The following is a 13,206-nucleotide window of genomic DNA, read 5'->3' on the forward strand; positions in this document are numbered from 1 at the left end:
CATAATTACAGATAAAAATAAATCTCATCATTTCATAAAATTTAAAAGAAATAAAATAAACTTGGGGAGTGGTGGAATGGAAACAAGTTTAAAACATAAAAGGGTATTGACGGGGAACGAAGCAATTGCCAGAGGATTCTATGAAGCTGGAGGGACGATAGCTGCCAGTTACCCAGGGTCTCCAACGGTAGAAGTCCTAGAAAAGCTAAAGGAATATAAAGAACTTTATGCAGAATTCTCTACAAACGAAAAGGTAGCATTAGAAGTAGCTATTGGAGGCTCCTTTTACGGTGCCAGGTCTATGGCTATCATGAAGCATGTAGGTGTGAATATAGCATTAGATCCCCTGATGACTTTTACCCAAACCCCTACCAATGGAGGATTTTTACTAGTAACAGGAGATGATCCAGGATTAGCTAGTTCACAAAATGAACAGGATAATAGATTGCTAGGGAAGTTTGCTAATATGGGGATATTAGATGTCGCCGATAGTCAAGAGGCAAAGGATTTTACAAAAAAGGCTTTGGAAATCAGCGAGGCCTTCTCTGCTCCTATGATGCTTAGAATTACCAGTAGAGTATGTCACAGTAGAAGTACTGTTACGGTAGAAGAAAGACAAGAGGTAAAAGCTAAAGGTATTAACTATGATAAAGAAAAATTTTGTATGATCCCCCCGGGCTCTATAAAAGCACAAATTTTCATGAGAGAAAGGTTAAACAAACTTGAAGAGTATGCTTATACTACGGACTTAAATAGGCTGGAACTGAAGGAAGATACAGATACCCTTATCATTACATCGGGCTTAGTATATTATAACCTTAAGGAATTAGATCCCAATGCAAGCATATGGAAACTAGGTTTAATTTATCCTATTTCCGAAAAAAAGGCGAAGGAAATTACCAGCAAGTTTAAAAAAGTTATTGTTATAGAAGAAATGATGCCCTTTATAGAAAATGAATTGAAGCTCATGGGTATCCATTGTGAAGGTAAGAAACACTTTTCCTTTACAGGGGAATTAGATATACAAAATATAGCCGAAGGGCTTTATGAAGCAGGAATCTTGCCAGAAAAGAAGGTTTATGCAAAACGTTTTGTAGAGACTGTTCCTAGAGCACCGTTATTTTGTACAGGATGCCCCCATAGGCCTACTTTTGATCTACTAAAAAAATCTAAGGCAAAGGTTGTAATTGGAGATATTGGCTGCTATTCTCTAGCGATGTTGTTCCCCTTTGAACAGTCCAATATTATTATCAGTATGGGTGCTAGTATTGGCATAACAAAGGGACTGAGGAAGGCTATGTCAAAAGATGATCAAGATGAGCCTTTGGTGGCGGTGATTGGAGATGGTACCTTTTTTCACTCTGGATTATCTACCTTTGTGAATATGTTACATAGGAAGGAAGACAAGGAGAATATCACTTTGATTGTTTTAGATAACAGAACCACGGCTATGACTGGCGGTCAGCCTAATGCCAGTTCTGGTCTTTACAATGAAAGAGACGATATGAAAGTGGGGATTAAAACCCTCTTAGAATCCTTGGGATTTGACAGAGTCAAGGAAATCAATCAATATGATTACAAAGCTGCGGAAAAAATATTTAAGGAAGAAATCGCCTATGAAGGGCTATCTATTATCGTGGCAAATGGTCCATGTGCACTAAAATATAATATGGAAAAACCCCACTTTTACGTGGACCCTAATATATGTATTAGCTGTAGAGCTTGTATAAGAACCAATTGTCCACCGCTTAGAATGATAAAATATGAAGGTATAGAAAAATTAAAGTCTTCTATTGATAAAGACATGTGTGTAGGGTGTAGTGTATGTGCTCAAGTCTGTCCCGTAAATGCTATTAAGTCTTCGAAAAATATAGGTAGGGAGGATGAGAAAGTTGACAACTAATATTATGTTAGGTGGAGTAGGTGGTCAAGGATTGATTCTCATGACAAGGACTATTTGTCAAGCAGCCCTAAAAGATGACTTTGATGTAAAAAGCAATGACGTAGTAGGCCTATCTCAAAGAGGAGGAATGGTTTGGGGAAATGTTAAGATAGGTAAAAAAGTACTTTCTCCTAACATTCCTCCAGGAGAGGGAGATATATTATTGGCGATGGAACCATTAGAAGCTTTAAGATGGAGCTCTATGTTAAAGGATGAAGGTAAGATTATATTAAATAGCAAGAGATTTTATCCTACCATGGTGCAGCAGGAAAAATATCCATATCCAGAAGAGGAGATAGAGGAACTTAAGTCTAAATTTAAGGTGATAGAAATTAATGCTTTTGAGGAAGCTACAAAAATTGGCAAAAAGCAAGTATCTAATGTAATTCTTCTAGGAATTTTAGCTAAAAATTTAGAGATCCAAGTGCATACATGGAAGGAAACAATCAAGGATAATGTGCCCTACAAGACAATCGATATGAATATGGAGGCTTTTAATTTTGGTTATCAGTATTAAAAATAATTAAAATAAAGACTTTTATTAAAGAAGGTGCTGGTTTGTTATTCACAAACATAGTGCCTTTATTTATGCAGGAAGGAAATAAAAAATCAGCATATTCCTGTTAAAATTTAAAAACCTTGAAGGAATTTTTAAAAAAGAAGTAGAATTATTTTAAAGGTAGTTTTAACATGAGGGGGATATACAGTGGTTTTAATTTTAAATTGTTTTATAGATGATCAGTTTGCTAAGTCTTTTGATGAAGCAGTTATACGGCAACTGGCGGGATGTAACAAAAAATGCAATTTTGTAAGGGCTATAAATATGAAAGAAGCTGAAAATAGTCTTCAAGATCTTGATACTTACACTCATTTAATTATATCGGGTTCAGAGGCTTCTACACTAGAGGATAGTGGTTGGGAAAAAAAACTAGAAACGATAGTGGTGGACTTTATATCCCGTAGTAAGGCAGTGTTGGGTATCTGTTATGGTCATCAGTTTATTGTAAGAAGTATCGCAGGAAAAAACTTTATCAGAAAAGCCCAAAAGCCAGAAATGGGATGGGAGATGATACAGTTATATGATAACTTGCTGTTTAAAAATATTGAAAATCCGGTAATTATGGTAGCTCACTACGATGAAGTTTTTGATTTACCAGAGGAATTCAAAGCAATAGCTACTTCTCCTCATTGTAATATACATGGATTTCAATATAAGGATCTTCCAGTGTGGGGGGTACAGTTCCATCCAGAGTATGGTCTAGCGGAGGGTCAAGAAATCTTCGAAGTGTTTTCTAAACAGGATAAAGATTTTAATGATTGGTACATAAACAACCTTGAAAAAGAGAGTCAACTTTTGCAAAATAGTAAGTTTATAAAAAACTTTTTGAATTCCGATTATAAATCAATTTAATTCTTAGATTTGTACTTTAAAAAGTATTAGCACAAGGGAAAATCCACTAAGGGGGTTTTCCCTTGTGTTTTTATGATTTCAGTCTATGAATACTTATAAGATAGCATTTATATTATAAACATGATTAAAACGCATTGCTGATTTTGTTGAGAATTGGTATAATTAAATTAATACATAGTTTGAGTATAGAAGTATAGTACAGGTGACAAGAGAATTGAAAGGAGGCAAGTTTGATAAATGAAACAGAAAAAAACAGCAAAGCGAGGCTCCATTAAAAGTAAACTAATTGTCATACCGTTAATCGTTGTACTTGGTACTTTGGCAGGAGTAGGTATTATTTCTTCTTACTTTACAAGGACAAGCTTACTGAATCAGATGAGAGAAGATGGGTTTTACATAGCCGAAATCTTTGTAGACAGGTTAGAAGATAACTCTAGAGCATTAGAAACTATTAATATGATGTTAGAGGAAAAAATCACCAGTGTGGGAAGAGATGTTGTACGAGATCGTAGAAATTTAAACAATCAGTTGTTAAAAAGCTTAGCAGAAGAATGGAATGTCGAAGAAATCAGTTGGTACAATGCAGAGGGAGAGATTATATATTCTACTGTTGCAGCATATGTAGGATGGATGGCAACTGAAGGGCATCCTGTACACAATTTTATGATAAGTGGTAGAAATGAATTAGTAGAGGATATTAGGCAAGATACGGAATCTGGAAATTATCTTAAATACGGTTATGTTAGAGGGGAAGATGGTACCTTTGTACAAGTGGGGGTGATAGCAGATAGGGTTCAAGAATTAACAGAAACCTTTAGCTACCAAAGACTTGTGGAGGATTTGGCTGTAAATCAAGAAGTGGTTTATGCATTGTTGATGGACAGAAATCTAGAGGTCATTGCCCATAGTAATAAAAATGAAATAGGTGTAGTTTTTGATGATGAGGGGAGCAAATCAGCTGCAATCGATGGTATACCCTATGCACAGATATGGCCTTATGAAACAGAAGAGGTTACTGTATATGATATTATTTATCCAGTAACCATCCAAGGAGACTATATAGGGGCAGTTGCTATAGGCTTTTCTATGGAGGAGGTTCATGCTGCTATAAATAGAAACATGCTTATCGTTGCTATTTCAGGAATCATAGCCTTTATAATCTTAGGACTGATTTTATTTAATGTATCTAGTGATGCTATAAAAACAATTAATAGATTAAAAGAACAAATTAACTTTATGGCTTCAGGAGACTTTAGTAATAATGTGGCAGAGGATTTAATCAATAAACAGAACGAATTTGGAGAAATTTCACAAGCGATGGCTATTATGCAAAATGCTATAAGAGATATCATTAAAAGTGTTATAGACAAGTCTCAGCAAGTAGCTGCTTCTTCAGAACAATTAACAGCCACAAGTCAACAGTCTGCTACAGCTGCTGATGAAGTAGCTAGCACTATTGAGGAAATAGCAAAAGGAGCAAACCACCAGGCCAGAGATACAGAAGAAGGCGTTTTATTTATTACGGATCTAGGAAATATGGTTGAGAAAAATAAAGACTATATTCAGCACTTAAATGATTCTACTGAAAGAGTCAACCAACTAAAAAGTGAAGGTCTTAAAATCGTTGAAGGTCTTGTGGAAAAGACAGATGTTAGCAGTAAGTCATCAGCAGAGGTTCAAAGAGTGATTGTTAATACCAGTGAAAGTGCAGGAAAGATCGCCAGTGCCAGTGAGATGATAAAAAACATAGCTGCTCAAACAAACCTTTTAGCTTTAAATGCAGCTATAGAGGCAGCGAGGGCAGGAGAAGCAGGTAAGGGGTTTGCTGTTGTGGCAGATGAAATAAGAAAGTTAGCAGAAGAGTCCAATAAATTTACTGAGGAAATTAATGTTGTTATTCATGAGCTTACAGACAAAACATCAAATGCTGTAGGAACTATGGAGGAACTAGAAAAAATAATTTCTTCTCAGACAGAAAGTGTCAAAATGACAAATAGTAAGTTTGCGGGAATCGCAGAAGCTATAGAAGTAATGAAAAAAAGTATTTATGAAGTGAATCATGCTAGTGAGGAGATGAGCTGCAAGAAAGAAGAAATTATTAGAATCATAGAAAGTTTGTCAGCTATTTCACAGGAAAATGCAGCTGCAACAGAGGAAGCTTCAGCATCCGTAGAAGAACAGACAGCTGCTATGGAGGAGATTGCTAGCTCCAGTGAGGATCTTGCAAGAATTGCTGAAGAGTTAAATAAGCAGGTAGAACAATTTAAAGTATAAAATCTTAACAAAAAAAGGAAACGTTGGGCTTATCCTATTGCAGAACGTTACCTTTTTTTGTTTGTTTAAATTAATGTAGGTCTGAAAAAAATTCTACTTTTCCAGATTCAAGATGATATTTAGCACCGATAATCTTCAAAGTACCATTTTCTATAAAATGTTCTATGATAGGGCTTTTTTCTATTTCTGCTAAGCTTTGTAGAATGTTTTCATCAGTAGCTTCTTCATACAAATCGTTTCCAGTAGTACTTGATGCCTTAACTTTTTCAACAGATGGTTGAATTTTTTCTACGATAGAACCTATACTACCAGGGGCTTCTCCTCCGTCTACTGTCGCTTTTACAGCACCACACTTTTCGTGTCCCATAACAACAACAAGTGGGGTCTCAAGATGTTCAACGGCATATTCTATGCTGCCTAAAGCCACCGAATCAATGACATTTCCTGCTATACGAACTACGAATAAATCCCCTAATGCTTGATCAAATATCACTTCAGGAGGAACACGAGAATCTGAACAACTCACAATAACTGCAAATGGATGTTGACCATCTTTGGATAAATTCTCGCGTCTTGCAACACTAATATCTTTATCACCGATTTTCAACTCTGAAAATCGTGCGTTTCCTTCCTCCAGTAACTTTAGTGAATTTGCTGGAGATACTTCTACTATCGTTTCAATAGGCTCAGGATTTTCAGAACTAGCTTCAGACTGCTGAGGTGTACATCCAAATAGCATTATTAAAGCAATTACAAGGATTGTAGAAATTATGTAGTTCTTTGCTTTTTTTGTTTTTTGTAAATACATAGTTAATTTCCCCTTTCATTGGATGGAAGATATCTTCCTAAAGAAATTATATGCTTTCTATAGGAATAAGCAAGGTTGATATATGTGCAAATTTCCCAAAATACAGGGATTATATGTAAAAAAAGTAATAAAATTACATTATATATCTTTGTTTCAAGAAATAGCTTCTCCTCCCTGTGACAAACAGGCTTATCTCTACTACTATCTATTTTATGAAAAAATTTAATACACTTAGGAAAAATAGAGATATTTTAAGAAAAAAGAAGATATAGTGAAGCAGTAATAAAATATTGCCCAACGATTAGTAGGATATAAATCAATACGCAATGATTTAATATGGATAGTTGTTTGAGGAAATGTAGGTATAAGAATATAATAAGTAAGATAATTAATAAATAAAAAATAGAATGCAATTATTATAGAAAAGAAGTGATAAAGCATTGAAAAGAAGTATTAAATCTAAAATATTATTATTGTTTTTAGTAGTGTTAGTTATATTTGCCTTGACAAGTCTATGGTCAAGTAAAAACTTTTTTACATTAAGCAATTCTATAGATGATATTATGCGTGCCAATTATAAAAGTGTTGTTGCAGCTCAAAATATGGTGGTAGCTTTAGAAAGACAGGATAGCGCGATATTATCCTATATGTTTACCAATGAAAATGAAACCTTTATTCATTTTAAGGAAAATGAAGTAAAGTTTTTAAGAGATTTGGCTATTGCAGAAGGCAATATAACAGAAAGAGGAGAGAAAGAAGTTGTTGAGGAGATTCATGATGCTTATGTGATTTTTTTAGAAAAAGTAAGGTTGCTGAGTAATATTCAGTCTAGCGAGGGCCAAGAAGCAGCTAAGAATTTTTATTTCAATAACGTATTTCCAGCCTTTGAAAGAGCAAAAGAGCTTTCAAGGAATTTGCAGTTATTAAATCAAGAAGCGATGTTAAGGTTAAAGGATGAAGCTCATAATACAGCTGAAAAAGCTACCTATTCTACCTTATCGATTGCACTAATTACAACAATTGTAGGGAGTATACTAGCTTGGGTATCTATTCATAAAACCATTCAACCTATTCAAGAATTAATTGAGAAGGTTAAAAAAATTGCAGAAGGAGATTATGATCAACAAATTTATATAAAAGGTAGTGGTGAGATTTCTGTGTTGGCTGATGAGTTTAATGTAATGGCTAAAAAGCTAAGTAGTTATGAACAACTAAATATTAAACGATTAATGAAAGAAAAGAAGAAGGCAGAAGCCATTGTTGAGGGCATTAGCGATGGAATTATTGTTACGGATATCAATCATAAGATTACATTAGTAAATAGAGCTGCTGAAAGAATTTTTAATGTTAAGGAAACGGATGCTTTGGAAAGACATTTTTTAGAAATCGTTAAACATGAGGAAGTTTTTAAGATTGTTGAAGAAGTAGAGAATCTACAGAAGAACACAGATAAAAAACCATTGAGGGAAGCTGCTATTTCATTAAGACAGAATGAAAAATACAAGCACTATAGAATTCAAGTGCTACCTATAGGAGATAAGTTTAAAGAGTTTATCGGCGTTGTAACATTGATCCAAGATATTACGAAACTAAAAGAAATTGATGAAATGAAATCTGACTTTATCTCTACCGTATCCCATGAATTTCGAACCCCATTAACTTCCATGAGCATGGGAACGGGATTATTATTGGAGGGTATACCGGGACCACTGACAGAGAACCAAAAAGAATTGGTTGAAGCTATGAAGGAGGATCAGGAGAGATTAAAAAATCTAGTCAATGATTTGCTAGATTTATCAAGAATTGAATCGGGAAAAATTGAAATGAATATTCGGGGAAATGAATTGAAAAAAATCCTTGAGGAATCTGTAAAAGCCTTTGAACATCAAGCAAGGGATAAAAACATTGAATTGTCTTACTGCATTGAAGAAAATCTTCCTTTAGTAAGGGCTGATTTTAACAAAGTAAGTTGGATTTTGATCAATTTAATTGGCAATGCCATGCGATATACACCTAGGGATGGCAGTGGCAAAATTCAGATAGAGGGAAAACGTACAGGAAGTATTGTTTTGGTTTCTGTTTCAGACAATGGTATAGGTATTCCTCAGGAATATAGAAAGAAGATATTTGAAAAATTTGTTCAAGTAAAAGATAGAGAAGGAAATCCAACTGGTGGAACAGGTTTAGGATTAGCAATATGTAAGGAGATTATTGAAGCGCATGGTGGACAAATATGGGTAAAAAGTAAGCTTGGTAAAGGTAGTAGCTTTTATTTCACCTTAGCTATTGAAAAGTCTTAGAAACTGGGGAGATTTTGATGAGGAAAAAAATACTGATTGTAGAAGACGAAAAAAACATCGTACTAGGTCTTAGGATGTACTTGGAGAGCAGAGGATATGAGGTGACTGTAGCTTATAATGGGATTGAGGCAATCGATAAAGCATTACGGACTTTACCTCATTTAATTTTGTTAGATATTTTACTACCTAAAATGAACGGGTATCTCGTTTGTGCAGCTTTAAAGGAAGAAACCGCATTAGCCAGCATTCCCATTATCTTTATGAGTGCTAAAACAGAAGAAGAAGATATTAAAAAGGCTTATGAAATAGGGGGTATTGATTATATTGTTAAGCCGTTTACCCATACACAGGTACAAGAAATTATAGAAAAATATATTTAATAAGGAAGGGATAAAAATGATTAAAATTTTAATTGTAGATGATGAAAAAAACATACGTCTTGCTCTAAAACAGTGTTTACTAGCTGAGCACTATGAGGTAGAGACAGCTGTGAATGGTTTGGAAGGTTATGAAAAAATTATGGCAGGGGATTTTGCTGTGGTACTTTTAGATATGAAGATGCCAGGTTTAACAGGAATAGAAGTACTACAAAAGGCTCGAAGTCAAGGAAAACTGGTTAATATTATTATGATGACAGCTTACGGCACAATAGAAAAAGCTGTTGAAGCAATGAAACTAGGAGCAATAGACTTTTTAAGTAAGCCTTTTGCACCAGAAGAAATTCGTACGATTGTTAAAGATGTATTAAGCAGAGAGAAATTATTGGAGGAAGAAGTAACTACTTATCATGAAATGATACAATATGCAAAAAAGAGTATATTAAGTGGAGATTATGAGAAGGCTAGAGAATTTTTAGGAAAAGCGATTGTAAAAAATACAGAAGCGCCTGAACCGCATAATTTATTAGGAATTATTTTGGAGTTTTATGGAAAAGTCAGCGAGGCTCAAAAACATTATCGTGCAGCTTTAGCTTTAGAACCTACCTTTAGTCCAGCACAACAGAATTTGGAAAGAACAGCGCAGTTTATCTATACACAGCACGGTATGAATTTAGGAGATGGCACTAATGAAGAAGAATAATATGGAATATATTATTGTGGTTGGCTGTGGGAGAACAGGCTCTCATCTAGCCAATCTTCTTTCGAAGGCTGGGAAAAGTGTTGTGATTATAGATAAAGAAGAGAAGAAATTTCAAAAATTGAGTGAAGAATTTAGTGGGTTCATGTTAGAGGCGGATGCCATTGAAATAGATGTACTAGAACAGGCCAAGATAGCCAAAGCCGATGTTTTGATTACAGCAGCTGCTGATGATAGTACCAACATGATGATTGCTCAAGTGGCAACGAAGATTTATGAAGTACCGTTGGTTTTGGCAAGGGTGATTGACCCTGCTGAAATACCAGTATATGAGGCTTTAGAAATTCAAATTATTTCTCCGACGATTTTGTCAGCGCAGTTGCTTTATGAACTTATTGTGGGTAAACATAAGGAGGAAAAATAATGAGGGTAATTATTGTTGGCGGTGGAAAGATTGTTCACTTCCTCACAAAGTCTTTTGTTTCGAAAGGGTATGAAGTAACGATTATTCATAATGATAAAGAATATTGTGGAAAACTGGCGAAAAAACATCCTGACACAATAGTAGTATGGGGAGATGGTGCAAATCCTGAAGTATTGGAGGAGGCGGGAGCAGCTTATACCCATGCAATTATTGCTGTAACCTTAAATGATCCAGAAAACCTAGTGGTTTGCCAAGTGGCGCAAAAACTTTATCAAGTGCCCAAAACATTTGCCATGGTAAACGATCCAAGAAATGTTGATGTCTTTAAGCGTCTTGGTGTAACGACGGTGATCAGTACTGCGCAAATTATTTCTTCCATGATTGAACAAAAAGTCTTTTTGGAGGATATTGTGAATTTGACTCCCATAGAAGAAGGGAAAGTAGCCCTGATAGAGTTAGAGGTACAAAAAGACTACCCAACTATGAATAAAACTCTTGCAGAATTAGACTTAACGAAGGATGCAGTAGTTGGATGCATTTTAAGGAAAGGAGAAGCATTAATTCCAAGGGGAGACACCATGATCATGGAAGCAGATAGATTGATTATTCTTGCTTTACCAAGAAGTCAGTCTTATGTTTTGCAAGCACTAAGCGGAAGGGTGGAGTAAGATGCTTTATCTAAAAATACTGAAGGAAAAATATAATATGATTATAGGATATGTTGGTATCATTTTAATTGGCTTGGGGATAACTTTATTGTTACCTCTATTGATTTTACCAGCATATCCTCAAGAAATAGGTACAGCAAAATATTTTTTAATTTCAGCGATGATTACCGTTGCTGTAGGATTCATTGCATCCAGGCGATTAAAGTTGAAAAAAACCACAAATTTAACCTTCCAACAAGGTGGCATTATTGTTATTTTGTCATGGTTTATTACAGCACTCTTATCTACATTACCTTTCATCTTATCAGGAATGTTGAACTTTACGCAAGCAACCTTTGAAACCGTCAGTGGTTGGACGACTACTGGTTTATCTGTAGTAGATGTAACTGAAGCACCTAATACTTTTTTACTTTGGCGAAGTATTATGCAGTTTTTTGGTGGAGCCGGTATAACTGTTGTAATGGTTTCAGCAATTATTGGGCCTAATGGGCAGGGGCTTTACAATGCTGAGGGGAGGACGGATAAACTACTTCCAAATGTGAGAAAATCAACAAAGCTAATTATGACAATATATAGTGGATATGTTATTTCTGCAACGATACTATATATTTTAGCCGGTATGCACTGGTTTGATGCCATCAATCATGCAATAGCCGCCTTATCTACTGGAGGTTTTTCAACTAAGGCTGATAGTATAGGGGCGTATAATAGTCCTTTAATAGAAGCTCTTACTATTGTATTTATGCTTTTGGGTACAACAAACTTTGGGGTTCATTTTTTGCTATTAAAAGGAGAATTTAAATCAGTACTACGAAATGGAGAAGTAAGAATTCTAGGGTTTTTGCTGGCTTTAACTATTCCAGTAGTAGCAATAGGAGCATTATTACCTCTTTATGGAACGCTTACTAAGAGTTTTAGAATTACTGCTTTTGAACTAGTTTCAGCCTTATCAACGACAGGTTTTTCAACAGTAGGGTATCAAGAGTGGGCAACGTCTGCTGTATTTATTATGATTGTTTTAATGATCATCGGTGGAGGCGTAGGGTCTACTGCTGGGGGGGTAAAATTATATAGAGTATATTTATTATTTAAGTCATTATGGTGGGAACTAAAAGGTTATCTCTTGCCGTCAAAGTCTGTTAGGCAGAATTATGTTTGGAGAAGCGAAGGAAAATATTATGTTGAGCAGAGCCATATTATTCAAACGGCTAATTTTGCAATGATTTATATGCTAACTTATGCTATTGGTGTTCTTATATTCTTATTTTATGGTTATCCGCTAAAAGAATCTATGTTTGAATTTGCATCAAGTTTAAGCACGGTAGGTCTTTCAATGGGTATTACTTCTCCTGATGCTCCAGTAGGTATTTTGTGGACACAAATTATTGGTATGATGCTAGGAAGATTGGAGTTTATCGTAATATTCTTTGCAAGCATTAAACTGATTAAAGATATTAGAATTATGCTTTTAAGCAAAGAAAAGATTGTTCAATAGAGGAGGAGTAGAGAGAATTTTTGTAGTAGAAATGCAGACTATTAACTTAGTAAAATATAAAAAAGACTACTCATTATGTAATATATTACTTAAGTTAGTAGTCTTTTTAAAAGATAAGTATCAATTGTATTGTTTACTATTTACTTTTTCTCTAAAAACTTTGTCTTTAAAATTTTCAAGATTAGCTATAGAACCTCCAATAATTAAAGTATTAGTAACTTTAATGATATCATTAGCTTTAGGCAAAATATTAATATTGCCAGTACTTTTAATAGCAATAATATTTACATTGTATTTTGAATTTATTTCTAGCTCTAGCAGTTTTTTTTCATGCCATTCTTTTATAACCTTAACTTCAACTACACTATATTCGGAAGATAAGTACATGAGTTCAAAAAAACTGCTGTATTTTAAATTGTTAGCTAATCGTTGCCCCATTTCTTTTTCTGGCAGAATTACTTCATTTGCTCCAACCTTCATCAGAATCTTTCCGTGGATTTCATCATGAGCTTTAGCAATAATATATCGAACTCCTAAACTTTTCAGGTGCATAGTAGTAGTAATAGAAGCGTCTAGACTGGAGGAAAATCCAATAACTGCGGTATCAAAGTTGCTAATGCCAGATGTTTTTAAACTATTGAAGTTAGTAGCATCCAAAGAAAAAGAAGAGCTAATCAAAGTAGAAACCTTATTAACTAATTCTATATTTTTATCTATAGCTGTCACTTTGTTGCCAAGTTTTACAAGGCTATAGGCTAACCCTTCACCAAAATGTCCAAGTCCAATAACAGCCACTTGTTTCATATC

At 34.6% G+C, this 13,206-nt stretch carries 12 protein-coding genes; 10 read left to right on the plus strand and 2 right to left on the minus strand.

The window, feature by feature from the left end; genetic code table 11:
* Nucleotides 1-76 precede the first annotated feature (76 nt).
* From CACET_RS05795 to CACET_RS05810, 4 genes are all read left to right on the plus strand, one after another.
* A complete protein-coding gene (locus CACET_RS05795) occupies nt 77-1,903 on the plus strand; it encodes a thiamine pyrophosphate-dependent enzyme (RefSeq protein ID WP_044825480.1) in 1,827 nt (608 codons plus the stop codon).
* Nucleotides 1,884-2,459 carry an indolepyruvate oxidoreductase subunit beta gene (locus tag CACET_RS05800; protein ID WP_044825413.1) on the plus strand — a complete coding sequence of 192 codons (576 nt, stop codon included), beginning with the start codon at nt 1,884-1,886 and terminating at the stop codon, nt 2,457-2,459. Before CACET_RS05795 ends, CACET_RS05800 begins: the two co-directional genes overlap by 20 nt.
* A gap of 189 nt (nt 2,460-2,648) precedes the next feature.
* Nucleotides 2,649-3,353 carry a type 1 glutamine amidotransferase gene (locus CACET_RS05805; RefSeq protein ID WP_044825412.1) on the plus strand — a complete coding sequence of 235 codons (705 nt, stop codon included), beginning with the start codon at nt 2,649-2,651 and terminating at the stop codon, nt 3,351-3,353.
* A gap of 237 nt (nt 3,354-3,590) precedes the next feature.
* Complete coding sequence (locus tag CACET_RS05810; protein ID WP_052661493.1) at nt 3,591-5,627, plus strand: methyl-accepting chemotaxis protein; 2,037 nt, start codon at nt 3,591-3,593, stop codon at nt 5,625-5,627.
* A gap of 70 nt (nt 5,628-5,697) precedes the next feature.
* Here CACET_RS05810 and CACET_RS05815 read toward each other — a convergent pair whose 3' ends face one another.
* A complete protein-coding gene (locus CACET_RS05815) occupies nt 5,698-6,435 on the minus strand; it encodes a carbonic anhydrase (protein WP_044825411.1) in 738 nt (245 codons plus the stop codon).
* A gap of 440 nt (nt 6,436-6,875) precedes the next feature.
* Here CACET_RS05815 and CACET_RS05820 point away from each other — a divergent pair, with 440 nt between their 5' ends.
* From CACET_RS05820 to CACET_RS05845, 6 genes are read left to right on the plus strand one after another with little or no spacing between them, the layout of a single operon-like run.
* Complete coding sequence (locus CACET_RS05820) at nt 6,876-8,735, plus strand: ATP-binding protein (RefSeq protein ID WP_044825410.1); 1,860 nt, start codon at nt 6,876-6,878, stop codon at nt 8,733-8,735.
* A 17-nt stretch (nt 8,736-8,752) separates the two neighbouring features.
* The gene (locus CACET_RS05825; protein WP_044825409.1) at nt 8,753-9,115 is read left to right on the plus strand and encodes a response regulator; all 363 of its coding nucleotides are present in this window, start codon (nt 8,753-8,755) and stop codon (nt 9,113-9,115) included.
* Nucleotides 9,116-9,131: 16 nt separating this feature from the next.
* The gene (locus tag CACET_RS05830) at nt 9,132-9,815 is read left to right on the plus strand and encodes a sigma-54-dependent transcriptional regulator (RefSeq protein WP_044825408.1); all 684 of its coding nucleotides are present in this window, start codon (nt 9,132-9,134) and stop codon (nt 9,813-9,815) included.
* The gene (locus CACET_RS05835; protein WP_052661492.1) at nt 9,802-10,236 is read left to right on the plus strand and encodes a potassium channel family protein; all 435 of its coding nucleotides are present in this window, start codon (nt 9,802-9,804) and stop codon (nt 10,234-10,236) included. The genes CACET_RS05830 and CACET_RS05835 overlap by 14 nt, the downstream gene beginning before the upstream one ends.
* Nucleotides 10,236-10,904 (plus strand): potassium channel family protein, encoded by a 669-nt coding sequence (locus tag CACET_RS05840; protein ID WP_044825406.1) that lies wholly within the window; start codon nt 10,236-10,238, stop codon nt 10,902-10,904. The genes CACET_RS05835 and CACET_RS05840 overlap by 1 nt, the downstream gene beginning before the upstream one ends.
* Nucleotide 10,905: 1 nt before the next feature.
* The gene (locus tag CACET_RS05845; RefSeq protein WP_044825405.1) at nt 10,906-12,399 is read left to right on the plus strand and encodes a TrkH family potassium uptake protein; all 1,494 of its coding nucleotides are present in this window, start codon (nt 10,906-10,908) and stop codon (nt 12,397-12,399) included.
* 120 nt (nt 12,400-12,519) lie between these two features.
* On the opposite strand, the gene CACET_RS05850 is transcribed toward CACET_RS05845, so the two are convergent.
* On the minus strand, nt 12,520-13,203 hold the full coding sequence (locus CACET_RS05850; protein WP_052661491.1) for a potassium channel family protein: 684 nt from the start codon (nt 13,201-13,203) through the stop codon (nt 12,520-12,522).
* Nucleotides 13,204-13,206: the final 3 nt, after the last annotated feature.

Source organism: Clostridium aceticum, from assembly GCF_001042715.1.
Classification (GTDB): Bacteria; Bacillota; Clostridia; order Peptostreptococcales; family Natronincolaceae; genus Andreesenella; species Andreesenella acetica.